The sequence below is a fragment of the Erysipelatoclostridium sp. MSK.23.31 genome (assembly GCF_019125875.1).
Taxonomy (GTDB): Bacteria; Bacillota_I; Bacilli_A; order Erysipelotrichales; family Coprobacillaceae; genus Thomasclavelia; species Thomasclavelia ramosa.
On the sequence record NZ_JAHOCB010000007.1, the window covers coordinates 1 to 24,444 of the forward strand.

The window sequence follows — 24,444 nt, forward strand, 5'->3', positions numbered from 1 at the left end:
TATAACTTCGCATAATGGTAGGAAATGTAAATTCTTATCGCGTATATTATGTATAATAAGGACAAGTATGTAATAAGACAACAACAACAGCGCATTAGAAATCTAGAAGCTGAAATTGAGAGGTTAAAGAAATCTAATAAAACTGTTATTGTTGAAAAGTCAGCTAAGTTTTCTTGGCTTAGCGAACATTATGTGACTGTTTGGCGAAAGGGTAATTATATAAAGATTAAAGTTAATGTTATGTCTAATATGAAAGATATACATTATGTTGATAATTACGGTTGGGAATTAGTTTACTACTATGTCCAAATTTCTTTTTACCCATTGGAATTTAGGTATTTTTATATAATAGATTTAGATAGAGAGCAACTATAGTTGCTCTTTTTTTGTTTCTTCATATTCGTTTGGAAACATTGTTTTTAATATTATTATTAATCTTTCTTTATCATCTTTTTTTAGTTTTCTTTCTAGTTTTACTAATTCGTTTTCTTTTATGCTTTCTTCGTTATCTAATAAGTAGTCGATCGATACATTAAAATAGTTTGCTAATTGTTTAAGCATTTTTGTATCTGGTTCTCTTTCTTCATTTTCCCATAGTGATAATGTTGGTTGTGATATTTTAAATATCTTACAAAATTGTTTTTGTGTTAAATTGTTATTTTTTCTTAATTTTTGTAATTTATTTCCGTTCATGCTATCACCTCACAATTTCATTATAACCTATTGAAATTTTTTTACACTATAATATAACTAAATGTAATATTACATATTGCAATATGTAATATTTTTTGTTATTATAAATATATCAAATAGTTATATTTTGTTTGTTTGAATATTATATAACGTTATTTAATTAAATGAAAAATAAAGAAATGAGGAAAAGAAAAATGAAAAAAATTATTGGTACTAGAAGTGTAAGCTTTAAAACTAAAGATGGTGATTTGATTGAGGGTCATTCTTTATACTTTACTGAAGATCCTGAGGAGTTGGACAATCATCTTGAAGGTGTTATGTGTGATAAATGTTTTGTTAATAATCAAGTTTTTAACAGTATGTTAGATGCTATTGGTTCTTTGACTTTGGTTGGGGTCGAATGTGAATTTAATTATAATAAATACGGTAAGGTTACTAGTTTATTAGTCTAGAATTTCGTAATCCTCTGCACGGAGTGCGGAGGGTACGGGTTCCCTCGTGCGACGTGTAGAGTATGAACGAAAACCAGGACGAACAAATAAGTCAACCAGCCGAAGATATTGAACAGCCAAAGGAAGTTCAAACAACTGAAATTGATACTACTTATCAAATAAATACTTTAAATATGATAGATAGTATTAATAATATTCAAATTATTAATATGTTCTTGTTATGTGTTATTATTGGTGTTTTATTGGGAGGTGCCTTATGGAAGAATTTGCGCCCCTGATATTAGTTAATATAGATACTTTTAATGAGGTATTAGCTCTTATTCCAATAGGGATTGTAACGGGTTTATTATTCTTATGTTTGTTATATTTTATCGGTTATACAATCGGTTTTATATATAAAATATTTTTCTAAGAAAGGAGAAAAGGAAAATGGAAGGAATTACAACAGCGCTTACAACTGCATTTAGTACAAGTGTTACTTCATGTCAGTCTATTTTAGGTGATGTTTTACCTATTGGTATGGGTTTAATTACTGCAATGTTAGTTGTTAGATTTGCTATTAAATCTTTTAAAATGTTGGGTAACAAAGCCTAGTAAAAACGTGGGGTTATCCTCACGTTTTAATTTTCCTTAAATATGTATTTTTATGAAAAAACTAAAAAAGATAAGTGATCATATTCTTAGATTTTATAGAAAAGCTAAAAAAAAGATTGTTAGAAAAATAATGATTGTTGCTACGTGTCTTGTTTGTGCTTTTTCTCCTATTTATTCTTCTTATAAAGAAGTTAATGCAATTGTCGGTATCGATGATGCGGTTGTTGTAAGTGGTGTTATGTCGGTCTTAGCTTTATTGGGGATTGGTATTAGTTCGGCGGGAGCTGATAATTTAACGGATACCTGCTACGATATTGCGGACGGTTTTAGTCGCTTTGGAGAGACGCTTGTAGGTACGGTTAAAGATAAATTCGATACTTTAATGAACGGCATTATGTATACGGGTTCGGTTGTATTAGACGCGTTTAATACTATTGGAAGTGAGTTAGGACACGCAATGTACGATATTTTTAATACAAGTAATGGGAATAGTTATGTAGGTGATTTGGAATTGGCTGATGGTGTAACGGATTTTGTAACTATTGGTGGGGATAATTATTTCTTTTATTCTCCTGGCAATCCCTTAAATAATCCCGCTTTTGATGCTTTATTTGCCGGTTTTAGTGGTCTTTGTATTGTAACTAGTAATGGGACTTATATTTCTAGTATTCAGGATTATTCATATCCGCATGAAATTTATTGTTTAACTGCTGTAATTAATGATACTTATATAAATACTAAATATGTTTTGTATGGTTCTAGTTCTCAAAATACAATTAATAATAGTGTTGGTTTTACACAGTATGACCGAAATGGTATTGAACTTGGTAAATCTACTCGTATTTATTTAGACGATATTTTATTTTCTTCATTCTTTGGTACTTTTTATACGATTTATAATGCGGGTGTTAATGCTTTTCATTTAGGTAATAAATGGGTTGACCCACGAGGTCTTACTTTGGAATTAGACCCGCCCTGGGTTACTAATAAAGGTACTAATACGGATTTAAAACTGCTAGACGATAGTTATATAAATTATGGCGATATTGACGATATTGCAATTCCTCGATATGTTGCTCCTGATGCTACTTATACACCAGAGGGTGTTATAGATTATCCTGGCAGTTGGAGTATTCCTAATCAGTATATTCCTAATTTAGATAGACCTGTTCCCGTTCCTCTGCCATTCCCATTGCCAGATATTGGAACGATTCCTAATGACTATACGGGAGATATTACAAAAGATACACCGATAGAAAACACGGATGAGGATGCCGACATAGATGACCCTGATTATGTCATCCCTACGGTTGGAGATTTTCTAGGCGATTATGATGTACCTGGAAAGCTTAATTGGAAAGAATATTTTCCGTTTTGCATTCCATTTGACCTTATAAAATTTATAGGTTGTTTAGCAGCGGAACCAGAGGCGCCTAATTTTAAATGGGATTATGAGATATTAGGAACTAAAGGAACTGTAAAGGTTGATTTAAAGGAATATGAAAGTGTTGCTTTAGTTGCAAGAACTCTTTTTGACTTACTGTTCGTTTTAGGACTTACAATGGTTACTAGAAATCTTATAAAAGGGTAGGTATAAATATGGATATATTTTTAAGTATATTTGAGTGGCTTTTGAATGCTTTAACCGATTTTGCTAATACACTTTTAAGTGTTTTACCTAAAAGTCCTTTTAGTGATTTATTAAATACTTTTAGTAATATACCTTATCTTGGTTGGGTTAACTGGTTTATACCGTTTAGAGATTTTATTTACATTGGCGGGTTGTGGCTTACAGTTATAGGTCTGTTTTATATTTACCAGATAATTATGCGCTGGATTAAAGTAATAGGTGATTAATATGTTAAAAATTTTATTTATGTTTGTTATAGCTGTATTTATTAGTGGATAGGAGGAAATATGATCACTTTATATAGCGGTACTCCAGGAAGTGGAAAAAGTTTGCATTGTGCAAGGGTTATTTACAATCGTATGCGTTCTAAAAGTTGTGTTGTAGCTAATTTCAATATTAATAAGGATAATATTAAAAAGTTTAATGGTACTTTTTTAGAGGTTTCTAATAATACTCTTACACCTCAAAAATTAAGACTTTTCGCTAAAGAATATTTTAAAACTCATAATTTTAAAGAGGGCGCTATAATGCTCGTTTTAGATGAATGTCAGCTCATTTTTAATGCTAGAGAATGGAATGTTAAAGGTCGTTCGGAATGGTTAGGTTTTTTTACTAATCATCGTAAGTATGGCTATGATATTTTATTAATTGCACAGTTCGACCGTATGATAGACAGACAAATTCGTTCTTTAATTGAATATGAATGTATACATCGTAAGGTATCTAATTTTGGTAAAGCAGGTTTTATATTATCGGCATTTGCTTTAGGTAAACTTTTTGTTTGTGTACGTGTTTGGTATCCGATAAAAGAAAAAGTTGGAAGTGAGTATTTTAAGGCTAATAAGAAGTATTATTCTTTATATGATACCTTTAATACTTTTGATTAACTCTTATTGATTATTATAAAAAAAGATATAAATTACTCTAAGGTTCGACGATTAACGTAGTTATGAGTTGGTTCTTAGAGTTTAAACCGTTCGTATCTTCTTGTTACAGTTCTAATTTTTTTCAAGGTTTATGGAGCTTGCGACTTGTTGTTATTATTTGTTTTGCTTATTTTATTTTGTTTTTATTTGTTTATTGGGGCCATTTTATTGTTATTTCTATTCTTGGAATAGTGCAGTAATTTGGTTCTATCCCCCGTATTCTGATAGGGGGGTGGAAACTACATAAAAGGGGTGTTGTTATGAATGATTTAACGCATGAAAATATTGATAATATCGGTGAAATTCCAGATTTAGATGTGTGTATAGACTGGGTTCAAGTTACTATTCAAAAAAGTACTGTAGATGATGTGCTTTTAATGCTTTTTGGTGTTACTATAGACAGTGCTAATATTACAAAAACTGAGAGCGGTCGTTTTGGATATAACACTACTTATACAGTGTATTCTAAAATGCATGTTATGTATAATACAAAAAATGAGCAAATGGGAGTACATATTTTATTGAGTGGTTCGGCTTGTAGAGAATATGAACAGTTATTTTCATGGCAGTATTTTTTTGAAAAAATTCTTTCTACTTCATATCATTTTACACGTATTGACATTGCTATAGATATGTATAAGAAATATTTCACTGTCAATCAGTTACGTAAAAAGATAAAAAAAGGGGAGTTGGCAACAAGATTTAAACAGTCTACTTATATAGAACAGTTAAATTTAAAAGATGGTTTAAGTGAATCTAGTTCTCTTAAATTTGGAAGTATGAGCAGTGATATTTATATAGTTATATATGATAAGCTGCGTGAACGTATTAATGGTGGTTATCTTGTTAGTGATGCAATTAAGTTTTGGACAAGGTTGGAAATACGTTTTAAAAAGACTCATAGTAATCAGTTGGTTACACTGCTTATGGATCATGATTTTAAAATGGACAGTTTCCTTTTTAAGATAATATATAATTATCTTGATTTTAAGGAAAGCGGTTATAGTGATACAATCAAAAGTAGAATACCTACATGGGAAGTATGGGAAAGATTTTTGCATGATACTGAAAAATTAAGACTCCTTCCTAACTCATATCAAACAAGTATTCAAAAGAAAAAAAATTACGCTGACCGTAATCTTAGTAAACTTATGGCTATGCTATGTGTGGTTGATAATGATTTTTTCTTGAAATTAATGAAAAAAGGTCTTAATAAAATAAATCCAAATGATTTAAGTATTATAAATAGTCATTTGATTGCTACTAATCAAAAAGTTTTAACAATGAGTGATATAAATAAATTATATGAAAAGGTTGGATTTACGCATGAATTTGATTGATTTTATAGCAAAAAGAAATAATCGGCACTTTCGCACCGATATAGTTATAACTTCGCATAATGGTAGGAAATGTAAATTCTTATCGCGTATATTATGTATAATAAGGACAAGTATGTAATAAGACAACAACAACAGCGCATTAGAAATCTAGAAGCTGAAATTGAGAGGTTAAAGAAATCTAATAAAACTGTTATTGTTGAAAAGTCAGCTAAGTTTTCTTGGCTTAGCGAACATTATGTGACTGTTTGGCGAAAGGGTAATTATATAAAGATTAAAGTTAATGTTATGTCTAATATGAAAGATATACATTATGTTGATAATTACGGTTGGGAATTAGTTTACTACTATGTCCAAATTTCTTTTTACCCATTGGAATTTAGGTATTTTTATATAATAGATTTAGATAGAGAGCAACTATAGTTGCTCTTTTTTTGTTTCTTCATATTCGTTTGGAAACATTGTTTTTAATATTATTATTAATCTTTCTTTATCATCTTTTTTTAGTTTTCTTTCTAGTTTTACTAATTCGTTTTCTTTTATGCTTTCTTCGTTATCTAATAAGTAGTCGATCGATACATTAAAATAGTTTGCTAATTGTTTAAGCATTTTTGTATCTGGTTCTCTTTCTTCATTTTCCCATAGTGATAATGTTGGTTGTGATATTTTAAATATCTTACAAAATTGTTTTTGTGTTAAATTGTTATTTTTTCTTAATTTTTGTAATTTATTTCCGTTCATGCTATCACCTCACAATTTCATTATAACCTATTGAAATTTTTTTACACTATAATATAACTAAATGTAATATTACATATTGCAATATGTAATATTTTTTGTTATTATAAATATATCAAATAGTTATATTTTGTTTGTTTGAATATTATATAACGTTATTTAATTAAATGAAAAATAAAGAAATGAGGAAAAGAAAAATGAAAAAAATTATTGGTACTAGAAGTGTAAGCTTTAAAACTAAAGATGGTGATTTGATTGAGGGTCATTCTTTATACTTTACTGAAGATCCTGAGGAGTTGGACAATCATCTTGAAGGTGTTATGTGTGATAAATGTTTTGTTAATAATCAAGTTTTTAACAGTATGTTAGATGCTATTGGTTCTTTGACTTTGGTTGGGGTCGAATGTGAATTTAATTATAATAAATACGGTAAGGTTACTAGTTTATTAGTCTAGAATTTCGTAATCCTCTGCACGGAGTGCGGAGGGTACGGGTTCCCTCGTGCGACGTGTAGAGTATGAACGAAAACCAGGACGAACAAATAAGTCAACCAGCCGAAGATATTGAACAGCCAAAGGAAGTTCAAACAACTGAAATTGATACTACTTATCAAATAAATACTTTAAATATGATAGATAGTATTAATAATATTCAAATTATTAATATGTTCTTGTTATGTGTTATTATTGGTGTTTTATTGGGAGGTGCCTTATGGAAGAATTTGCGCCCCTGATATTAGTTAATATAGATACTTTTAATGAGGTATTAGCTCTTATTCCAATAGGGATTGTAACGGGTTTATTATTCTTATGTTTGTTATATTTTATCGGTTATACAATCGGTTTTATATATAAAATATTTTTCTAAGAAAGGAGAAAAGGAAAATGGAAGGAATTACAACAGCGCTTACAACTGCATTTAGTACAAGTGTTACTTCATGTCAGTCTATTTTAGGTGATGTTTTACCTATTGGTATGGGTTTAATTACTGCAATGTTAGTTGTTAGATTTGCTATTAAATCTTTTAAAATGTTGGGTAACAAAGCCTAGTAAAAACGTGGGGTTATCCTCACGTTTTAATTTTCCTTAAATATGTATTTTTATGAAAAAACTAAAAAAGATAAGTGATCATATTCTTAGATTTTATAGAAAAGCTAAAAAAAAGATTGTTAGAAAAATAATGATTGTTGCTACGTGTCTTGTTTGTGCTTTTTCTCCTATTTATTCTTCTTATAAAGAAGTTAATGCAATTGTCGGTATCGATGATGCGGTTGTTGTAAGTGGTGTTATGTCGGTCTTAGCTTTATTGGGGATTGGTATTAGTTCGGCGGGAGCTGATAATTTAACGGATACCTGCTACGATATTGCGGACGGTTTTAGTCGCTTTGGAGAGACGCTTGTAGGTACGGTTAAAGATAAATTCGATACTTTAATGAACGGCATTATGTATACGGGTTCGGTTGTATTAGACGCGTTTAATACTATTGGAAGTGAGTTAGGACACGCAATGTACGATATTTTTAATACAAGTAATGGGAATAGTTATGTAGGTGATTTGGAATTGGCTGATGGTGTAACGGATTTTGTAACTATTGGTGGGGATAATTATTTCTTTTATTCTCCTGGCAATCCCTTAAATAATCCCGCTTTTGATGCTTTATTTGCCGGTTTTAGTGGTCTTTGTATTGTAACTAGTAATGGGACTTATATTTCTAGTATTCAGGATTATTCATATCCGCATGAAATTTATTGTTTAACTGCTGTAATTAATGATACTTATATAAATACTAAATATGTTTTGTATGGTTCTAGTTCTCAAAATACAATTAATAATAGTGTTGGTTTTACACAGTATGACCGAAATGGTATTGAACTTGGTAAATCTACTCGTATTTATTTAGACGATATTTTATTTTCTTCATTCTTTGGTACTTTTTATACGATTTATAATGCGGGTGTTAATGCTTTTCATTTAGGTAATAAATGGGTTGACCCACGAGGTCTTACTTTGGAATTAGACCCGCCCTGGGTTACTAATAAAGGTACTAATACGGATTTAAAACTGCTAGACGATAGTTATATAAATTATGGCGATATTGACGATATTGCAATTCCTCGATATGTTGCTCCTGATGCTACTTATACACCAGAGGGTGTTATAGATTATCCTGGCAGTTGGAGTATTCCTAATCAGTATATTCCTAATTTAGATAGACCTGTTCCCGTTCCTCTGCCATTCCCATTGCCAGATATTGGAACGATTCCTAATGACTATACGGGAGATATTACAAAAGATACACCGATAGAAAACACGGATGAGGATGCCGACATAGATGACCCTGATTATGTCATCCCTACGGTTGGAGATTTTCTAGGCGATTATGATGTACCTGGAAAGCTTAATTGGAAAGAATATTTTCCGTTTTGCATTCCATTTGACCTTATAAAATTTATAGGTTGTTTAGCAGCGGAACCAGAGGCGCCTAATTTTAAATGGGATTATGAGATATTAGGAACTAAAGGAACTGTAAAGGTTGATTTAAAGGAATATGAAAGTGTTGCTTTAGTTGCAAGAACTCTTTTTGACTTACTGTTCGTTTTAGGACTTACAATGGTTACTAGAAATCTTATAAAAGGGTAGGTATAAATATGGATATATTTTTAAGTATATTTGAGTGGCTTTTGAATGCTTTAACCGATTTTGCTAATACACTTTTAAGTGTTTTACCTAAAAGTCCTTTTAGTGATTTATTAAATACTTTTAGTAATATACCTTATCTTGGTTGGGTTAACTGGTTTATACCGTTTAGAGATTTTATTTACATTGGCGGGTTGTGGCTTACAGTTATAGGTCTGTTTTATATTTACCAGATAATTATGCGCTGGATTAAAGTAATAGGTGATTAATATGTTAAAAATTTTATTTATGTTTGTTATAGCTGTATTTATTAGTGGATAGGAGGAAATATGATCACTTTATATAGCGGTACTCCAGGAAGTGGAAAAAGTTTGCATTGTGCAAGGGTTATTTACAATCGTATGCGTTCTAAAAGTTGTGTTGTAGCTAATTTCAATATTAATAAGGATAATATTAAAAAGTTTAATGGTACTTTTTTAGAGGTTTCTAATAATACTCTTACACCTCAAAAATTAAGACTTTTCGCTAAAGAATATTTTAAAACTCATAATTTTAAAGAGGGCGCTATAATGCTCGTTTTAGATGAATGTCAGCTCATTTTTAATGCTAGAGAATGGAATGTTAAAGGTCGTTCGGAATGGTTAGGTTTTTTTACTAATCATCGTAAGTATGGCTATGATATTTTATTAATTGCACAGTTCGACCGTATGATAGACAGACAAATTCGTTCTTTAATTGAATATGAATGTATACATCGTAAGGTATCTAATTTTGGTAAAGCAGGTTTTATATTATCGGCATTTGCTTTAGGTAAACTTTTTGTTTGTGTACGTGTTTGGTATCCGATAAAAGAAAAAGTTGGAAGTGAGTATTTTAAGGCTAATAAGAAGTATTATTCTTTATATGATACCTTTAATACTTTTGATTAACTCTTATTGATTATTATAAAAAAAGATATAAATTACTCTAAGGTTCGACGATTAACGTAGTTATGAGTTGGTTCTTAGAGTTTAAACCGTTCGTATCTTCTTGTTACAGTTCTAATTTTTTTCAAGGTTTATGGAGCTTGCGACTTGTTGTTATTATTTGTTTTGCTTATTTTATTTTGTTTTTATTTGTTTATTGGGGCCATTTTATTGTTATTTCTATTCTTGGAATAGTGCAGTAATTTGGTTCTATCCCCCGTATTCTGATAGGGGGGTGGAAACTACATAAAAGGGGTGTTGTTATGAATGATTTAACGCATGAAAATATTGATAATATCGGTGAAATTCCAGATTTAGATGTGTGTATAGACTGGGTTCAAGTTACTATTCAAAAAAGTACTGTAGATGATGTGCTTTTAATGCTTTTTGGTGTTACTATAGACAGTGCTAATATTACAAAAACTGAGAGCGGTCGTTTTGGATATAACACTACTTATACAGTGTATTCTAAAATGCATGTTATGTATAATACAAAAAATGAGCAAATGGGAGTACATATTTTATTGAGTGGTTCGGCTTGTAGAGAATATGAACAGTTATTTTCATGGCAGTATTTTTTTGAAAAAATTCTTTCTACTTCATATCATTTTACACGTATTGACATTGCTATAGATATGTATAAGAAATATTTCACTGTCAATCAGTTACGTAAAAAGATAAAAAAAGGGGAGTTGGCAACAAGATTTAAACAGTCTACTTATATAGAACAGTTAAATTTAAAAGATGGTTTAAGTGAATCTAGTTCTCTTAAATTTGGAAGTATGAGCAGTGATATTTATATAGTTATATATGATAAGCTGCGTGAACGTATTAATGGTGGTTATCTTGTTAGTGATGCAATTAAGTTTTGGACAAGGTTGGAAATACGTTTTAAAAAGACTCATAGTAATCAGTTGGTTACACTGCTTATGGATCATGATTTTAAAATGGACAGTTTCCTTTTTAAGATAATATATAATTATCTTGATTTTAAGGAGAGCGGTTATAGTGATACAATCAAAAGTAGAATACCTACATGGGAAGTATGGGAAAGATTTTTGCATGATACTGAAAAATTAAGACTCCTTCCTAACTCATATCAAACAAGTATTCAAAAGAAAAAAAATTACGCTGACCGTAATCTTAGTAAACTTATGGCTATGCTATGTGTGGTTGATAATGATTTTTTCTTGAAATTAATGAAAAAAGGTCTTAATAAAATAAATCCAAATGATTTAAGTATTATAAATAGTCATTTGATTGCTACTAATCAAAAAGTTTTAACAATGAGTGATATAAATAAATTATATGAAAAGGTTGGATTTACGCATGAATTTGATTGATTTTATAGCAAAAAGAAATAATCGGCACTTTCGCACCGATATAGTTATAACTTCGCATAATGTATACATACGTAATTATTCTTACATAAAGTATTCTTATTTAATTAAATGAAAAATAAAGAAAAGAGGAAAAAGAAAATGATTAAGATTGTAGGAATTGAAAGTTTAGATTATGAAAATAAACAAGGTAAACATGTTACGGGTGTAAAAGTCCATTATAACGATATGGAGCATGGTAAGGATAATGTTGAAGGCAGTTTGTGCGGTTATGAATGGCTTACACCAGTTGCTTATGAACAGATGTGCGAAGGTTTAAAAACTGTTTCTATGTTAGGTTTAGAGGGCGATTTCAATTATCGTAAAAATGGAAATTATGTCAATGTATGTGGTTTCATTAAACGAGGTCAATAATATGAGTATGATATGGCTTTTTGTAGGTGCTTTAGTTATTGGTACAATTTATGGATTGCTGAAAGGTAACAGGTGACTATGGATGAAGATATTCAAGAGGGCACTTCAGTTGATGAAACATCAAGCATTGATATTGAGGTACTTAATCAACTGCTTAGTCAGTATTTTTATACAAAAGATGAACAAGCCCAAATGCAAAACGAAACGTCTAACCAACAGTTAGACAATCAAGACCAATTATTGGTTGAGTTACAAAGTATAAACCATAACTTGGAAACACTTCAATACAATACACAATTAAATAATAATGTTGTTTACTTGGGTCTTGTTGTTGCTCTAGCTGTATTCTTCTTAGTTATGTTTTATAAATTCTTAAGAAATTTTATATAAGGAGGAAATCAAAAATGTTAACTGCTGAAATGTTAAAGCCGATTACTGACAGTATTAATTCGGATTTAGGTATTTTATTACCTGTCGGCATTACAATCATGGGAATTATGATTGGCGTTAGTCTTATCCCAAGAATTGTTTATAAATTCTTATAAGATTAACTTCTTATATTGGGTTAGGATATTTATTCCTAGCCCTTTAATTTTATAGAAAGGATAAAAATTTATGAAAATTATAAAAAATGCGCGTGATCATATTCTTAAATTTAAGGAAAATCACAAAATTGAAAAAATACTTCTTACTTTAGGTATTGTATTTAGTTCTATATTTATTACTGGTTCTAGTGTTAATGCTTATACGGTTCAAGATAAAGAGTACAAGTATTGTTTTATTTTATTAAAAAATGATAAGGAAATAGAATTTTATTATTATAATAGCGCCACTTTTAAGGAAGGTTCTTACGGTGGTAAACCTGTTCTTAATATTTCATTTGTTGGTGATGCTATTTATAATTCTGCTGATGGTTGGTTCGACGCTACAACTGCTAATGTTGGTGTAGCAGAGGTCAATAATTCTAATGCTTCATTTCGCTATGAAACCAATGATACTACGTTGTTAGATAGGATTAATTCTATGGGTTTTCATGCGGCGCTATTAGTGGAACCGGTTATCCGTCCGGAGGTAGTGGCGGAGATTCCGGGGAAGATAGTAGCGGATGGTGGGAAGATATTACCGGTTGGTTTGGCGATATTTTCGGCGGGCTTACTGATTTTCTTGGTTCGGCGTTCGATACGATTGGCGGTTTAATAAGCGGTGGCTTTGATTTTGTTGTTGGTTCAGTTGATAAAGTAACGGGTGCAGTAGGTAAAGTTTTAGATTTTCTTGGTGGTCTTGTTTCTTCTTTAACTTCAGCTATTGGTAACTTAATCAAACTTATTTTTCAGCCTTTATTTGATTTTATAGGTACTTTCTTTGATGTTTTAGGGGAAGTTCTTAGCTATTTTCTAGAGTTGTTAGGAAATTTATTAAAAGGTCTATTTGTTCCTAGTGATAATTTTCTAGATAGTAATTTTAAAACTATACAAGATACTCTTAGTAATAAAATTGGTATAGATTTAAGTATATTAGATAGTCTTACTAAAACTAAAGAGGTTAGGGGCGATATATTTACTCCTATAGTTTTTACAATCTTTGGACATAGACAGTCTATAGACTTATCTTTCCTTTCTTATGCTCAGCCTTATACTCGTGCATTAGGTACGGGGTTAGTTGCTATATTCTTGTGTTGGTACCATTATTCTCACGTTTTGTTTTTAATTAGAAAATCTAAACCAATAGAGGGAGACGGACATAGTGGTCAAAATGCTAATAATAAGGTAGGTAGCGAAAAATGATAACTGAATTGGTGCTAAAAGTTTTCTTTGGCTTTGCAAATTTTCTTATTGGTCTTTTACCTAAGATGAATAGTGAGCAAGGCTCTATTACAAGTGTATTTTATGATTTGTTGCAGTATGGTATATATTTCTTTGGCAGTTCGCCGTTTGCAATGGTATTCGCTAGTGTAGTGTTGTGGGCTAGCATTGATATACTTTGGGCAATTATAGAATGGGTATATATAAAGATACCTGGTGTTAATTAATACACTGCGCAACGTTCTACGGCGCAGTGTATTAACAACAGTATTTATATAAAGGGGTTTTTTATGAAAAATGAAACTAAACAAAAGATAAAGGAATTTGAATTTAAGATAATACTTTTAGATTTAATAAAATGGAAATTAATTGATTTATATAGATTTAAAAAATATGGTAAAAAATTGCACATGTACGGTGTACGTTGTTTAACGGGTATGTATGGTTGTGGAAAAACTATGGCAATGACTAAAATTGCTTTAAATTTAAGGAATAAACATGGAAATGATATTTATATTTGTACTAATTTCGGTTTGTCAATCCAAGATTTTGAGTTTAATGATGTTAGACAAACGGGTGTGCAGTACGATAAACCTATAGTATTTATGTGGGACGAAGTTCAAAATGAATTCCCCGCTACTGATAAGGTATTTCCTAAAGAGATAAGACAAGCATTGTCCTTAAACCGCAAAGGTAATGGCAAAATGTTCTATTGGGCTAGTCAAGACCACGAATTAGTACATAAGACTATTCGTAGATTAACTATCGAATATGGAGTGTGCAAGACTATATTTGGACGATATACAAAAGTTCGGTGGTATCGGGACTATGATTATAAAGCACTTTATGAGGAAGTCGATATTAATAAAAAAATGAAGATACACCCGTTCAAGAAAATTAAGTTCATTCAAAGTGATTATATACGTTCTCTATATAATTCTTATGGTTGGGATAATGGTGAAAAATTAAAAACATAGTATTTTAATTTAGATCCAACGAGGGTCCACGAGCAAAGCGAGCCGAGTAGGTTCTAAATTATAATACGTAGCCGACAACGACACAACCGCAAAAGTTATAAAAGCGCAGCGGTTATGCACTTTTGTTGTTGTGGAAGTGTAAGGCATAAACACTGTTGCAACCCTAAAGTGTATATATACACTTTAGGACGCCTAACGGCGAGTGAAAAAAATGGTTTAAAGGCGTGTCCCTTACTTGATATAGGGACACTATCGGGGTACCCCCTAGATTGTAGGTGATTGTTATAGATTTAAGTGGATTGCATGATAAAGAATGTAACGTCTATACTAACTACGTTGTAAAAGATTACGGGTCTTTTGAAAAGCAAATACTTTTTAAGAATAATGTCAAGATTAGGGACTATATAGAAGAGGATAAAGACGGTAAGTATGATATATCGGTTTACAATGACGGTTTAACTGATTTAGACAGGTTTCTTAAAAAGTTGGGTTTGCTTTATGATTATGAAGATATTAGGAAATATAATATTGCAAGGTCTAAGAGACGTTCTAAGTCTAAGGTGTTTAATATGGCTATTCTCAATGATTGGGATTATTTTATAACTCTTACATTTTCTAAGGATAAAGTAGAAGATAGGTATAATTTGGAAGATTTAAAAAAAAGAACACTAGAGTATTTAAAAAATCAGTCTAAGAAACATGGTATTAAGTATATAATTGTTCCCGAACTGCATAAGGACGGTGCTTTGCATTGGCACGGGCTAATACGGGATAGTAATAATAAAATGCAATTGGTAAATGCAAATATAAAAAGTAAAACGGATAGAGATGTATATAATATTGTTTCATGGCAAGATAATAAAGGTTATAATACTGCGGTTAAAATAGATAAAGGGTTGGAAAGTCATTCTAAAATTTCTAGTTATATTAGTAAGTATATTACAAAAATGGAAGATAGGATATTTAGTAAATATTATTACTGTAGTAATGGTTTAATTAGTGAACCTAAAGTTATATATAATAAAGAGGTAGATATAGATTTCTTTTTGGACGAAGATGGTTTATATGAGAATGATTTTTGTTATATAAAAATAGTAAATAAGAAATAAATTTATTATAATTTATTTATGAGGTGATTAATATGAGAACTTATGAATACTATTGTATTAGTTATATTGTTAAAAAAACTATTAAATATATTTATTGTGTTGATTTTGAAAGATTTGCTATTGTTTATGATTTGCTTATTCATAATGAAGTTGACTATTTATGTATAAAAAAAATTAGTATGTTTAATTATATAAATTATATTGGCAATATTGTATTATATAAATAATTTAATCAACTTTATGTAATTATATTTACATAAAGTTTTATTTATGATATATTTAATTTGTAAGTTAATTATATACTTATACATTACATAATATACATATGCGAACACTTATATTATAAAGGAGTGTTGCCTATGTTATCTAAAAGCGAATGTCGTGAATTTATCAATGAAAGAAAACAATATCTTAATCTTACATCTTTTTGTAAAGAGACGGGTATTGCTAGACCTCATTTAACTATGTTTCTTAAAGCTGACTATTATGATCATTATTTAAATGTGGAAAAGGCTAACGACTTAGTTAACCTTATCAAAGATAAAATTTAATTTTTTTGAATATATACTACTTCGCATAATGTATATTATGTAAATTTTATAATTAATTTTTAACAGACAAACACAAATAAATTGATCGATAAATCCTAATTAAAAGCATTCCAATAATCTTAGAATGCTTTTATAAACTATAAGTTATTAATTAATGCCGTTGTATTTAAAAACAAGAAAACAATTCCTACCACTATTAAGTATAAGTATAATTTAATTTGATGATTTTTTTTATAATTATTATATAATGCTAAAATACCGCAAATTATTAATATGCTTGCAATTATATAAAATAATATTATGCTAACGGCTGTCTTGGTCATTAATCCTGCAGCAAAGATAAACGTTCCAATTGCATAAGCTAAAATTGACATCACGATCAATCGTTTTGTATTATCTTCCATAAATTCTCCTATTTAATTAATTCTAAAATTGATTGGCCAATAGTTGGTAATTCGATACCAAAATTATCTGCAATTGTAGCACCAATTACAGCAAAAGATTCCATATCATGTAAATGACGTGGCTTCAATAATTCCTTTGAATAAATAATTAATGGAACTTGTTCACGAGTATGATCAGTACCACTATAAGTTGGATCATTACCATGATCAGCAGTGATCATTAATAAATCATCATGATTTAAATATTTCATTAATTCCTCCAATTGCTTATCAAAATCTACAATTGCTTGCCCATAGCCCTCAGGATTACGCCGATGACCGTATACTGCATCAAAATCTACAAGATTAACAAAACACAATCCTTTAAATTCTGATTTTGCAAGTTCAACAGTTTTTTCCATTCCATCCTGATTACTTACCGTCTTAACTGCTTTAGTAATTCCTTGATCAACAAAAATATCCGGAATTTTCCCAACTCCAATAACATCAAACTGTTTATCTTTCAAATTATCAAGAACAGTCCGTCCAAATGGTGCTAAGGCCAAATCATGACGATTGGCAGTACGGTTGAATTCCCCTACCCTTTTTCCTACATATGGTCGAGCAATAACTCTACCAACTTTCCAACGCTCATCCATGGCTATTTCACGAGCAATTTCGCATGCTTTATACAATTCTTCTAACGGGATAATCTCTTCATTTGCAGCTATTTGAAAAACTGAATCAGCTGAAGTATATACGATCCAATCACCTGTTTTTATCTGATGTTCACCATACTCATCAAGAATTGCTGTACCACTTGCAGCCTTATTGCCAACACATTTACGCCCAGTTTTTTCTTCAAAAAGTTCAATAAATTCTTGAGGAAAGCCGGTTTCGGTAAATGTAATAAATGGTTTTTCAGTTTTAAGCCCCATCATTTCCCAATGACCGGTCATAGTATCTTTACCATTAGAAATCTCGTTTAAAGCTAAAGTATATCCTAATTGTGAAGTTAATTGATGTATTCCAGAAAAATTACCCAAACTTCCTAATCCTAATCCTTCCAAATTTGGTAAATCAAGGCCATTGCAGGCATTACATATATGTTTTAAAGTATTTGATCCTTCATCGTTATATAAATTAGCATCTTTTGCATTACCAATTCCTAAGGAATCACACACAATTAAAAAAACTCTGTTGTATTTCATCTTGTCCTCCATTCCTTGCGTCACTTTTTACGCAATCATAAGTATATCATTAAATTGTTTCCATATCTAGACATTATTTTACCCATCATTATGCTTTTTTATGCGTGGGTGGAATTGCTGATACTCACTTCTAATCTTTTGATTCGAAATATGTGTATAAATAGTTGTTGTACTAATATCACTGTGGCCAAGCAATTCTTGAATAGAACGCAAATCAGCACCATTTTCTAAAAGATGAGTTGCAAACGTATGCCGAAAAGTATGAGGCGAGACTTTTTTAGTTATAGAAGTTGAATTTACAATTGTTTGTAATATAGAATAAAATTCTTCTCTACTTAATCTTTGACCATGCTTATTAAAAAATAATAAACTATCATTTTTTATATTAAATTCAGCTCGATAATCATTTATGTATTGTTCCAATATCTCTCCAACATATGAACCGATTGGAATCATTCTCTCTTTGTTTCCTTTTCCAATAACTTTGATAAATCCCATTTTAATATTTAAATCTTTCAAAGTAAGATTCAACAATTCTGAAATACGCATACCCGTTGCATATAGCAATTCAACCATACATCTATTTCTCGAACTAATTGCATCACAAACAATGATCCCATCAAGTATCTCTATCATTTCTTCTTGAGACAAAACAATAGGTAATTTTTTATCTCTTTTCGGTAAGGTAAAACTACTCATGAGATTTTCTTTCACAATATTTTCTTTCACTAAAAAAATATATAACATTCGTAAAGAAACAAGTTTACGAGAAATTGAATTAGTACAGTTTGTTTTCGATAACTCCTTTAAATAAAGATGAATATGTTCTTTATTAATATTTTCAATTTGATTAATTTCATATTCCTCACCGATAAAATTAGAAAAAGCAATCAAATCTCGTAGATAAGAATAAATAGTATTCTTACTCAAACCTTTTTCAACAATCAAATATTGCTTATATTCACTTAAGGCATCTTTAATTAACATAAATTTAGCAAGTACTACACTTACTTTCACCTCACCTTCACTTAATAATTATATCACGTTTAAATTTAACCATACTAACGATTTGCTAACTAAAGTGCATAAACCTTAAATGCCATTGATAATGTGACTATTATTAAGATAATTATTACGTAATCTAAGATATAATTAATTATTTTTCGACTATTAAATACTTCTGTTGTCAAAAAAGAAATTGTAAAACAATTTATTGATAATCTAATAGAAATTATAGAAATAATATAAGTTAATGCTAATTCAATAATTAATTGTGGAAAAAAACCTAAAAAAAGCATAGATGCATCAAACGTATTTAAAGTAAAATAAAAAATACTTGCAATCGATAATTGCATTCCTTTTGTAAAAATAACAAAACTATTAAAAATTGTTCCTAAAAAACTAGTTGAAATTATTAGAGATAAAAATATGTAGAAACTAGTAATTGTAATATATAGATTATAATTATTGGTTGCCTCATTATCTTTGAAAAAAAAGATATATTTACATAAATTTAATAGGGCTTCATTACCATAAAAATAATAAATAATGCCAAATAAGATACCAAAAACAAATAATATTGCAGAAAATATATTAATTAATACTTTTTCATTTCTAAAAACTTTATTTAAAATGCTCATAAGTTATCCTCCGTTTATACAACTTATGAGCAAATCATTATTTTATTCTTTTATTTTAAATATTTCTTTTGGGGAGTCTTTTTTGCAAATGATGAAGCTTTAGTCACCAGCTTCTTATCAAATTTATTATTGATAGCATTTAGTAACTGTTCAAGAGAATCATCATTGGTTTCATCCTCTTGCGCCATTTCAAAAATATTAAGTTGTTCTTTGTAGTTCTTCTTATTGATTGTATTATTTAAACTGATGCCTAAAAGACGCACAGGTCGACCGCTATAATTAGCATCAAATAACATTTTTGCAGTAGATAATATGGTTTCATAATCATTAATAAATGAATTGACAGTAGTTTGTCTAGTAACACTTTCAAAGCGAGTATATTTTATAGTAATCGAGATTGAATTTGAAATTAAGTTGCGCTTATTAGCTCGCGCTGAAACTTGGCGAGCTAAACTCTTTAATGTATCCCTTAGTATTTCCTCATCATTTGTATCATATGGTAAAGTAGTTGAGTTTCCTACAGACTTTAATTCATTTTGTTTAGCATCAACAGCGCTATTATCAATTCCATTGGCTTTACGATACAATAGTAGCGCATTTTTGCCAATAATTTGTCTTAGTTTATTATAGTTATCATAATTTGCAATATCACCAATTGTATTAATTCCTACTGCTTTAAGCTTTGGCTGAGTTTTTTTACCAATTCCAAACATATCCTTAATATCTAATGGCCACATTATTTCTTTTAAATTAGACCTTGTAAGTATAGTAATTCCCATTGGTTTTTTCATATCGCTTGCCATTTTTGCTAAAAATTTATTCGGTGCGATTCCAATAGAACAGCGTAAACTTAAATGTTCATATATATTTTTTTGAATTTCTTTAGCAAGTAATATTGGATGAATCTGTTTATCTATAATTATTTTAGTTACATCTACATAGCATTCATCAATACTAGCAACCTCTAAAATTTCGCTATAAGAAGCTACTATTGAAAAAAAATCATTAGATAAACGATGATATAATTCAAAATCGGCAGGTAAAACAATTAAATCTTTGCACAATTCTAATGCTTGAAATAGTGGCATTGCAGAGTGAATGCCAAATTCACGGGCTTCATAAGAAGCTGTGGTAATAATACTTCGTCGTGATTTACCAGATATAACTATTGGTTTTCCTTTTAAGTCAGGATTACGTGATATTTCTGCACTTGCGTAAAATGCATTAAGATCAATGTGGAAAACAACTTGCATTACTATACCTCCTTTATGCAAAAATCACTTGAATGCAAATCATATATGTAATTGTGCCTACTAAAATCGATAATAAAGTATTTTCCTTTAATAAATGAATTATAATGGTAATTGAAACGGCAATTATTTCTGGAAAACCATGATTTCCGGAAATAAAAGTTGTATCCCTTAAACAATATACAACTAACATTGCCATAATTGAATATGGCAACACTTTAGATAAATAACTAATTGCCGGTGGTAAATTTTCAGCATCATTAAATATCAGAAATGGTAAGACCCTTGTTAAGATTGTTCCTAAAGCTACTGCTATTATTATCAAGACATCATTATTCATTTTTTAACCTCGGTTTAACTAAAATTAATATTATCATGATTAAAATCATAGAAAAAATAACAAAGTTATCACTACCAAAAATAATCAAACAAATTATGCTGACAAAAAAACCAATCAATGTCGCTAAATGATTAGAATTATTTTTAATTTGATTAATTACAATAACTATAAACAATGCTGTCATTGAAAATTCTAAACCTTGAGTATTAAAAGATACATTATTTCCAATTGTTGCCCCCACCAAAGAACCAATGATCCAATAGCATTGATCTAAAAAACTTATTAAAAAAACCTCATTCTTACTTTTAAAATCATTTTTCACAAGTAAAGAAAATGTTTCATCCGTTAATGAAAAAATCATATAAGGTTTTAATTTCCCTAAAAAATTAAATTTTTTTAACATTGATAATCCATAAACTAAATGCCTTGCATTAACCATCAGTGTCATAATAAATGAACTAATAAAAGAAGCTTGACCAGCTAATAAAGAAATTGTTACAAACTGCATACTTCCCGCATATATAAAACAGCTCATAATAAATGCATAATAAATTGGAAATCCTTTAGAAACAAGCAACATTCCAAAAGCAAATCCTAAGACTAAATATCCCATCATAACGGGGATACTTTCTTTAAATGCACTTTTTATCGTTAATAAATTCATCATGTTTCCCCCTTAGTTGTATAATTATACTAAAAATCTCACCAAATTGAAATAAAAAGGTGCTCAATTTGAGCACCTTTTTATCCTTATTTATCCATCTCAAGCATCCAATCTATATATAGACCATAGCCAATAATTGGATTATTACCTGATACATGAGTCACACACCCAACTATTTTGTTATTTTGAATAATCGGTGATCCACTCATCCCTTGTACAATTCCATTAGCTTTATTAATTACTTCTTGATCTGTCACAGTAAATTCAATTCCCTTTTCTTTTATAGAATCCTGGTCATTCAATTTAGTGATTTCAATTTCACACTTCTGGATTTTATCACCATCTAAAACAGTTAAAAAGTAGGCTTTTCCTAATTTAGTTTCTTCAATAGATGCAGTTTCCATCATTTCTCGTTTTGAAATATCATAATTATAAGTTCCATAAATACCAAATTGACTATGGCTGTTTATACTACCTATTTCAATATTGGAAATGTCTGCAATTTTATTTCCTGAAGATTGCGTTGTTGCTTTTTTAATACTAGTTACTGTACTTTCAAAAATATTACCATTTTGAATAAGCTCTTCGCTGTCAAGTTTAGAGTCACTCATTGCATGTCCTAAAGCTCCAAAAGTACTAGTTGCCGGGTTATAAAATGTAAGTGTTCCAACCCCGCTAATTGCATCTTTGACATATAATCCCGTAGAAAATTGCTGATTTTCATAAACGACCTGGAGGTCGTGGTGGAGGGTTTCTTTACCTCTTTTAATGGTTAAATCATATCTGGGATTAGCTATATCGCCTTCTTTAATAACATTGCTTAATTCTTCAATACTTGTTACCTTTTGATTGTTAATTGCGACAATAATATCTCCAACTTTAAAATCTTTTGCTAGTGGATCGTAGCTTTCATTACCGACTTTGATCTTATATCCTCCTGTAATAACCACACCTTGATAATCTAGTTCGATTCCAATGGAATCTCCACCAGGTACTAGAGAAATAGCATATATTGCAATTGGATTAATAATGGCTAAAGCTAAGATAAAGGAAAGGATTAGCTTTTTAAAAAGCATAGAAACCTCCTTGTAACATTCGTTACATCATAGTTTGGTTTCTATGCTTTTAATTATTCACTACTTATTTTTAATTTTTTTGCATGATTTATTGATTCCTGAGATACTTCTTTTCCAGAAATCAATTTAGCAATTTCATTAATACTTTGATCATAAGATAATTCTTTAATCTTTACATTTGTATAATTGTCATTGCTTGATTTTTGGATCAAATAATGATTTTTAGCAAAAGCGGCAACTTGTGCTAAATGAGTAATGCACAATACTTGATGCTGCTTGCTAATATATTTCATCTTTGCTCCAATACTTTCAGCCACTTTACCACTAACGCCAGTATCAGCTTCATCAAAAATAATTGTTTCCACAGAGCTCGAAGATAAGGACAATATCTTGATTGCCAACATAATTCTGGACATTTCTCCACCTGAAGCTACTTTATTCAACGGTTTTAATGTTTGTCCAGCATTTGTAGAAATTAAGAATTCTACATTATCTTGTCCATTTTTTTGAAAATCAACTAATTTAAAATCAACCTTAAAAACAACTTTATCTAAATATAAAGATTTTAATTCTTTTGTAACTAATTCAGTAAATTCTTTAGCTTTTGATTGCCTTAATCTAGTAATTTGCTCAGCTATTGATTTGGTCTCTTGATAAGCAATATCCAATTGTTTTTTTAAATCATTCAAATATGTTTCCCGATTGTTAAAAGCAGCAACTTTCATTTCTAAATCTTCTTTAGCTTCTTTAATCGCCTCAATTGATTGTCCGTACTTTCTTTTTAAACGATTTAATTTAAAAAAGACTTCTTGAATTTCATTTAAACGATATTCATCAAAATTAGTACTATTAAATTCATTGATTATTTCATCATCAAGATCAATTAAATTATAATATAGGTCATACATCCTTTCATACGTATTTTGATATTGAGGATTATCGTTTAATTCTTCTAATTCGCTTAATGCATTGCTTAATGTTGCTAGAGCACCACGATCACCATTCATATATTGTCGATATTTAGAAATTTGCTCATTTGTTTTCTCATAACTTTGAAGCAGTTTTTTTTCACGTTCTAACTCATCTTCATCTAATTCTTCAAGATCAAGACTATTAATTTCAGCTAATTGAGCTTGATAAAATTCTAATTGCTCATCACTCAGCTCTTCGTTTAATGCTTTTTGATAGTCACGATTTATTTCTCTATAAGTACGATATGCTAGTGAGTATGTCTGAAATAATTTTTTTAAAGGCTGATTAATGAACTCATCTAAAATAATTAAATGATTTTCAGCATCAAAAAGACTATGGGTTTCAAATTGTGAATGAATATCAATTAAATCAGCCATGATTGATTGTAATACCATTTTTGAAACATTACGATAATTAATTTTAATAATCGATTTATTATCACGATTAAAAGATTTTGAAACAACTAATTTATCTTCATAATCAATACGATATTCTTTTAATTTATTTAAGACTGGTGACTTAGCACCAATTGTAAAAACACCCTCAATAAAACATTCATCACAATCAGCTTTAATAAAACTTGATTGACTACGATTTCCCATTAATTGACCAATCGCATCAATAATAATTGATTTTCCTGCCCCAGTTTCTCCCGTAAGAACAGTCATATGATTATGAAAATCGACTTCAAGACGGTCGATAATAGCAAAATTTTCAATATATATACTCTCTAACATTATCTC

General features: G+C 29.7%; 37 protein-coding genes. 26 read left to right on the forward strand and 11 right to left on the reverse strand.

The genetic code is table 11. From position 1 onward, the window contains the following. Positions 1-369: 369 nt before the first annotated feature. Positions 370-693 (reverse strand): helix-turn-helix domain-containing protein, encoded by a 324-nt coding sequence (locus KSU54_RS04870; protein WP_117791785.1) that lies wholly within the window; start codon positions 691-693, stop codon positions 370-372. A gap of 194 nt (positions 694-887) precedes the next feature. On the opposite strand from KSU54_RS04870, the gene KSU54_RS04875 reads away from it, so the two are divergent. The 8 genes from KSU54_RS04875 (at position 888) to KSU54_RS04910 (ending at position 5,635) form a co-directional block, all read left to right on the forward strand. After that, complete coding sequence (locus KSU54_RS04875) at positions 888-1,145, forward strand: hypothetical protein (protein WP_117791786.1); 258 nt, start codon at positions 888-890, stop codon at positions 1,143-1,145. Positions 1,146-1,207: 62 nt separating this feature from the next. After that, the gene (locus KSU54_RS04880; protein WP_117791787.1) at positions 1,208-1,423 is read left to right on the forward strand and encodes a hypothetical protein; all 216 of its coding nucleotides are present in this window, start codon (positions 1,208-1,210) and stop codon (positions 1,421-1,423) included. After that, a complete protein-coding gene (locus tag KSU54_RS04885; RefSeq protein ID WP_158561779.1) occupies positions 1,402-1,557 on the forward strand; it encodes a hypothetical protein in 156 nt (51 codons plus the stop codon). The genes KSU54_RS04880 and KSU54_RS04885 overlap by 22 nt, the downstream gene beginning before the upstream one ends. 17 nt (positions 1,558-1,574) lie before the next feature. Next, on the forward strand, positions 1,575-1,739 hold the full coding sequence (locus KSU54_RS04890) for a hypothetical protein (RefSeq protein WP_158561778.1): 165 nt from the start codon (positions 1,575-1,577) through the stop codon (positions 1,737-1,739). 52 nt (positions 1,740-1,791) lie between these two features. Beyond that, positions 1,792-3,330, forward strand: coding sequence for a hypothetical protein (locus KSU54_RS04895; RefSeq protein WP_117791788.1), 1,539 nt, complete (start codon positions 1,792-1,794; stop codon positions 3,328-3,330). Positions 3,331-3,338: 8 nt separating this feature from the next. Then, positions 3,339-3,596, forward strand: coding sequence for a hypothetical protein (locus KSU54_RS04900; RefSeq protein WP_117791789.1), 258 nt, complete (start codon positions 3,339-3,341; stop codon positions 3,594-3,596). A gap of 60 nt (positions 3,597-3,656) precedes the next feature. Continuing rightward, positions 3,657-4,256 (forward strand): zonular occludens toxin domain-containing protein, encoded by a 600-nt coding sequence (locus KSU54_RS04905; RefSeq protein ID WP_117791790.1) that lies wholly within the window; start codon positions 3,657-3,659, stop codon positions 4,254-4,256. A gap of 299 nt (positions 4,257-4,555) precedes the next feature. Next, positions 4,556-5,635, forward strand: a complete 1,080-nt coding sequence (locus tag KSU54_RS04910; RefSeq protein WP_117791791.1) for a replication initiation factor domain-containing protein — start codon at positions 4,556-4,558, stop codon at positions 5,633-5,635. Between the two features lie 414 nt (positions 5,636-6,049). On the opposite strand, the gene KSU54_RS04915 is transcribed toward KSU54_RS04910, so the two are convergent. Continuing rightward, positions 6,050-6,373, reverse strand: coding sequence for a helix-turn-helix domain-containing protein (locus KSU54_RS04915; protein WP_117791785.1), 324 nt, complete (start codon positions 6,371-6,373; stop codon positions 6,050-6,052). Positions 6,374-6,567: 194 nt separating this feature from the next. Here KSU54_RS04915 and KSU54_RS04920 point away from each other — a divergent pair, with 194 nt between their 5' ends. The 18 genes from KSU54_RS04920 to KSU54_RS05005 all read left to right on the forward strand — a co-directional run bounded on the left by KSU54_RS04920 (position 6,568) and on the right by KSU54_RS05005 (position 16,165). Further along, positions 6,568-6,825: a hypothetical protein gene (locus tag KSU54_RS04920; protein WP_117791786.1), complete on the forward strand. Its 258-nt coding sequence runs from the start codon at positions 6,568-6,570 to the stop codon at positions 6,823-6,825. Positions 6,826-6,887: 62 nt separating this feature from the next. After that, entirely contained in the window at positions 6,888-7,103 is a 216-nt protein-coding gene (locus tag KSU54_RS04925) for a hypothetical protein (RefSeq protein ID WP_117791787.1), read from the forward strand. Further along, on the forward strand, positions 7,082-7,237 hold the full coding sequence (locus KSU54_RS04930) for a hypothetical protein (protein WP_158561779.1): 156 nt from the start codon (positions 7,082-7,084) through the stop codon (positions 7,235-7,237). The genes KSU54_RS04925 and KSU54_RS04930 overlap by 22 nt, the downstream gene beginning before the upstream one ends. 17 nt (positions 7,238-7,254) lie before the next feature. Further along, a complete protein-coding gene (locus tag KSU54_RS04935; RefSeq protein WP_158561778.1) occupies positions 7,255-7,419 on the forward strand; it encodes a hypothetical protein in 165 nt (54 codons plus the stop codon). Between the two features lie 52 nt (positions 7,420-7,471). Next, complete coding sequence (locus KSU54_RS04940; protein WP_117791788.1) at positions 7,472-9,010, forward strand: hypothetical protein; 1,539 nt, start codon at positions 7,472-7,474, stop codon at positions 9,008-9,010. Positions 9,011-9,018: 8 nt separating this feature from the next. Continuing rightward, a complete protein-coding gene (locus tag KSU54_RS04945; RefSeq protein ID WP_117791789.1) occupies positions 9,019-9,276 on the forward strand; it encodes a hypothetical protein in 258 nt (85 codons plus the stop codon). A 60-nt stretch (positions 9,277-9,336) separates the two neighbouring features. Then, positions 9,337-9,936, forward strand: a complete 600-nt coding sequence (locus tag KSU54_RS04950) for a zonular occludens toxin domain-containing protein (RefSeq protein ID WP_117791790.1) — start codon at positions 9,337-9,339, stop codon at positions 9,934-9,936. A gap of 299 nt (positions 9,937-10,235) precedes the next feature. Further along, entirely contained in the window at positions 10,236-11,315 is a 1,080-nt protein-coding gene (locus KSU54_RS04955) for a replication initiation factor domain-containing protein (RefSeq protein ID WP_117791791.1), read from the forward strand. 138 nt (positions 11,316-11,453) lie between these two features. Continuing rightward, positions 11,454-11,726 (forward strand): hypothetical protein, encoded by a 273-nt coding sequence (locus KSU54_RS04960; RefSeq protein ID WP_040434400.1) that lies wholly within the window; start codon positions 11,454-11,456, stop codon positions 11,724-11,726. 78 nt (positions 11,727-11,804) lie between these two features. Beyond that, positions 11,805-12,116 (forward strand): hypothetical protein, encoded by a 312-nt coding sequence (locus KSU54_RS04965; protein ID WP_003538348.1) that lies wholly within the window; start codon positions 11,805-11,807, stop codon positions 12,114-12,116. A 14-nt stretch (positions 12,117-12,130) separates the two neighbouring features. Further along, complete coding sequence (locus tag KSU54_RS04970; RefSeq protein ID WP_003538347.1) at positions 12,131-12,271, forward strand: hypothetical protein; 141 nt, start codon at positions 12,131-12,133, stop codon at positions 12,269-12,271. A 70-nt stretch (positions 12,272-12,341) separates the two neighbouring features. Then, positions 12,342-12,923, forward strand: a complete 582-nt coding sequence (locus tag KSU54_RS04975; RefSeq protein WP_003538345.1) for a hypothetical protein — start codon at positions 12,342-12,344, stop codon at positions 12,921-12,923. 203 nt (positions 12,924-13,126) lie between these two features. Then, the gene (locus tag KSU54_RS04980) at positions 13,127-13,510 is read left to right on the forward strand and encodes a hypothetical protein (RefSeq protein ID WP_003538343.1); all 384 of its coding nucleotides are present in this window, start codon (positions 13,127-13,129) and stop codon (positions 13,508-13,510) included. After that, positions 13,507-13,755, forward strand: coding sequence for a hypothetical protein (locus KSU54_RS04985; RefSeq protein ID WP_003538340.1), 249 nt, complete (start codon positions 13,507-13,509; stop codon positions 13,753-13,755). The genes KSU54_RS04980 and KSU54_RS04985 overlap by 4 nt, the downstream gene beginning before the upstream one ends. A 63-nt stretch (positions 13,756-13,818) precedes the next feature. Further along, positions 13,819-14,505: a hypothetical protein gene (locus tag KSU54_RS04990; RefSeq protein WP_003538338.1), complete on the forward strand. Its 687-nt coding sequence runs from the start codon at positions 13,819-13,821 to the stop codon at positions 14,503-14,505. Positions 14,506-14,780: 275 nt separating this feature from the next. Then, positions 14,781-15,614 carry a rolling circle replication-associated protein gene (locus KSU54_RS04995; RefSeq protein ID WP_003538337.1) on the forward strand — a complete coding sequence of 278 codons (834 nt, stop codon included), beginning with the start codon at positions 14,781-14,783 and terminating at the stop codon, positions 15,612-15,614. A gap of 32 nt (positions 15,615-15,646) precedes the next feature. After that, positions 15,647-15,841, forward strand: coding sequence for a hypothetical protein (locus KSU54_RS05000; RefSeq protein ID WP_003538335.1), 195 nt, complete (start codon positions 15,647-15,649; stop codon positions 15,839-15,841). Between the two features lie 132 nt (positions 15,842-15,973). Continuing rightward, complete coding sequence (locus tag KSU54_RS05005; RefSeq protein WP_003538332.1) at positions 15,974-16,165, forward strand: hypothetical protein; 192 nt, start codon at positions 15,974-15,976, stop codon at positions 16,163-16,165. Positions 16,166-16,302: 137 nt separating this feature from the next. On the opposite strand, the gene KSU54_RS05010 is transcribed toward KSU54_RS05005, so the two are convergent. The 9 genes from KSU54_RS05010 to recN all read right to left on the reverse strand — a co-directional run bounded on the left by KSU54_RS05010 (position 16,303) and on the right by recN (position 24,438). Next, on the reverse strand, positions 16,303-16,569 hold the full coding sequence (locus KSU54_RS05010) for a hypothetical protein (RefSeq protein ID WP_003538330.1): 267 nt from the start codon (positions 16,567-16,569) through the stop codon (positions 16,303-16,305). Positions 16,570-16,577: 8 nt separating this feature from the next. Next, entirely contained in the window at positions 16,578-17,759 is a 1,182-nt protein-coding gene (locus KSU54_RS05015) for a phosphopentomutase (RefSeq protein ID WP_117791792.1), read from the reverse strand. 78 nt (positions 17,760-17,837) lie between these two features. Next, entirely contained in the window at positions 17,838-18,776 is a 939-nt protein-coding gene (xerD, locus tag KSU54_RS05020) for a site-specific tyrosine recombinase XerD (RefSeq protein WP_003538326.1), read from the reverse strand. A gap of 59 nt (positions 18,777-18,835) precedes the next feature. After that, the gene (locus tag KSU54_RS05025; RefSeq protein WP_008791733.1) at positions 18,836-19,399 is read right to left on the reverse strand and encodes a hypothetical protein; all 564 of its coding nucleotides are present in this window, start codon (positions 19,397-19,399) and stop codon (positions 18,836-18,838) included. Positions 19,400-19,449: 50 nt separating this feature from the next. Next, positions 19,450-20,652, reverse strand: coding sequence for a DNA polymerase IV (locus KSU54_RS05030; protein ID WP_008791734.1), 1,203 nt, complete (start codon positions 20,650-20,652; stop codon positions 19,450-19,452). A gap of 13 nt (positions 20,653-20,665) precedes the next feature. Further along, a complete protein-coding gene (locus KSU54_RS05035; protein WP_003538318.1) occupies positions 20,666-20,989 on the reverse strand; it encodes a branched-chain amino acid transporter permease in 324 nt (107 codons plus the stop codon). Further along, positions 20,982-21,653 carry an AzlC family ABC transporter permease gene (locus KSU54_RS05040; RefSeq protein WP_009301112.1) on the reverse strand — a complete coding sequence of 224 codons (672 nt, stop codon included), beginning with the start codon at positions 21,651-21,653 and terminating at the stop codon, positions 20,982-20,984. Before KSU54_RS05040 ends, KSU54_RS05035 begins: the two co-directional genes overlap by 8 nt. Before the next feature lie 86 nt (positions 21,654-21,739). Then, positions 21,740-22,729 (reverse strand): SpoIVB peptidase S55 domain-containing protein, encoded by a 990-nt coding sequence (locus KSU54_RS05045; RefSeq protein ID WP_003538314.1) that lies wholly within the window; start codon positions 22,727-22,729, stop codon positions 21,740-21,742. 53 nt (positions 22,730-22,782) lie between these two features. Further along, entirely contained in the window at positions 22,783-24,438 is a 1,656-nt protein-coding gene (recN, locus tag KSU54_RS05050; RefSeq protein ID WP_003538312.1) for a DNA repair protein RecN, read from the reverse strand. Positions 24,439-24,444 lie beyond the last annotated feature (6 nt).

Coding starts and splice junctions, on each gene's coding strand:
- KSU54_RS04870 (WP_117791785.1), bottom strand. CDS start 693: ATGAACGGAAATAAATTACAAAAATTAAGAAAAAATAACAATTTAACA.
- KSU54_RS04875 (WP_117791786.1), top strand. CDS start 888: ATGAAAAAAATTATTGGTACTAGAAGTGTAAGCTTTAAAACTAAAGAT.
- KSU54_RS04880 (WP_117791787.1), top strand. CDS start 1,208: ATGAACGAAAACCAGGACGAACAAATAAGTCAACCAGCCGAAGATATT.
- KSU54_RS04885 (WP_158561779.1), top strand. CDS start 1,402: ATGGAAGAATTTGCGCCCCTGATATTAGTTAATATAGATACTTTTAAT.
- KSU54_RS04890 (WP_158561778.1), top strand. CDS start 1,575: ATGGAAGGAATTACAACAGCGCTTACAACTGCATTTAGTACAAGTGTT.
- KSU54_RS04895 (WP_117791788.1), top strand. CDS start 1,792: ATGAAAAAACTAAAAAAGATAAGTGATCATATTCTTAGATTTTATAGA.
- KSU54_RS04900 (WP_117791789.1), top strand. CDS start 3,339: ATGGATATATTTTTAAGTATATTTGAGTGGCTTTTGAATGCTTTAACC.
- KSU54_RS04905 (WP_117791790.1), top strand. CDS start 3,657: ATGATCACTTTATATAGCGGTACTCCAGGAAGTGGAAAAAGTTTGCAT.
- KSU54_RS04910 (WP_117791791.1), top strand. CDS start 4,556: ATGAATGATTTAACGCATGAAAATATTGATAATATCGGTGAAATTCCA.
- KSU54_RS04915 (WP_117791785.1), bottom strand. CDS start 6,373: ATGAACGGAAATAAATTACAAAAATTAAGAAAAAATAACAATTTAACA.
- KSU54_RS04920 (WP_117791786.1), top strand. CDS start 6,568: ATGAAAAAAATTATTGGTACTAGAAGTGTAAGCTTTAAAACTAAAGAT.
- KSU54_RS04925 (WP_117791787.1), top strand. CDS start 6,888: ATGAACGAAAACCAGGACGAACAAATAAGTCAACCAGCCGAAGATATT.
- KSU54_RS04930 (WP_158561779.1), top strand. CDS start 7,082: ATGGAAGAATTTGCGCCCCTGATATTAGTTAATATAGATACTTTTAAT.
- KSU54_RS04935 (WP_158561778.1), top strand. CDS start 7,255: ATGGAAGGAATTACAACAGCGCTTACAACTGCATTTAGTACAAGTGTT.
- KSU54_RS04940 (WP_117791788.1), top strand. CDS start 7,472: ATGAAAAAACTAAAAAAGATAAGTGATCATATTCTTAGATTTTATAGA.
- KSU54_RS04945 (WP_117791789.1), top strand. CDS start 9,019: ATGGATATATTTTTAAGTATATTTGAGTGGCTTTTGAATGCTTTAACC.
- KSU54_RS04950 (WP_117791790.1), top strand. CDS start 9,337: ATGATCACTTTATATAGCGGTACTCCAGGAAGTGGAAAAAGTTTGCAT.
- KSU54_RS04955 (WP_117791791.1), top strand. CDS start 10,236: ATGAATGATTTAACGCATGAAAATATTGATAATATCGGTGAAATTCCA.
- KSU54_RS04960 (WP_040434400.1), top strand. CDS start 11,454: ATGATTAAGATTGTAGGAATTGAAAGTTTAGATTATGAAAATAAACAA.
- KSU54_RS04965 (WP_003538348.1), top strand. CDS start 11,805: ATGGATGAAGATATTCAAGAGGGCACTTCAGTTGATGAAACATCAAGC.
- KSU54_RS04970 (WP_003538347.1), top strand. CDS start 12,131: ATGTTAACTGCTGAAATGTTAAAGCCGATTACTGACAGTATTAATTCG.
- KSU54_RS04975 (WP_003538345.1), top strand. CDS start 12,342: ATGAAAATTATAAAAAATGCGCGTGATCATATTCTTAAATTTAAGGAA.
- KSU54_RS04985 (WP_003538340.1), top strand. CDS start 13,507: ATGATAACTGAATTGGTGCTAAAAGTTTTCTTTGGCTTTGCAAATTTT.
- KSU54_RS04990 (WP_003538338.1), top strand. CDS start 13,819: ATGAAAAATGAAACTAAACAAAAGATAAAGGAATTTGAATTTAAGATA.
- KSU54_RS05000 (WP_003538335.1), top strand. CDS start 15,647: ATGAGAACTTATGAATACTATTGTATTAGTTATATTGTTAAAAAAACT.
- KSU54_RS05005 (WP_003538332.1), top strand. CDS start 15,974: ATGTTATCTAAAAGCGAATGTCGTGAATTTATCAATGAAAGAAAACAA.
- KSU54_RS05010 (WP_003538330.1), bottom strand. CDS start 16,569: ATGGAAGATAATACAAAACGATTGATCGTGATGTCAATTTTAGCTTAT.
- KSU54_RS05015 (WP_117791792.1), bottom strand. CDS start 17,759: ATGAAATACAACAGAGTTTTTTTAATTGTGTGTGATTCCTTAGGAATT.
- KSU54_RS05025 (WP_008791733.1), bottom strand. CDS start 19,399: ATGAGCATTTTAAATAAAGTTTTTAGAAATGAAAAAGTATTAATTAAT.
- KSU54_RS05030 (WP_008791734.1), bottom strand. CDS start 20,652: ATGCAAGTTGTTTTCCACATTGATCTTAATGCATTTTACGCAAGTGCA.
- KSU54_RS05035 (WP_003538318.1), bottom strand. CDS start 20,989: ATGAATAATGATGTCTTGATAATAATAGCAGTAGCTTTAGGAACAATC.
- KSU54_RS05040 (WP_009301112.1), bottom strand. CDS start 21,653: ATGAATTTATTAACGATAAAAAGTGCATTTAAAGAAAGTATCCCCGTT.
- KSU54_RS05045 (WP_003538314.1), bottom strand. CDS start 22,729: ATGCTTTTTAAAAAGCTAATCCTTTCCTTTATCTTAGCTTTAGCCATT.
- recN (WP_003538312.1), bottom strand. CDS start 24,438: ATGTTAGAGAGTATATATATTGAAAATTTTGCTATTATCGACCGTCTT.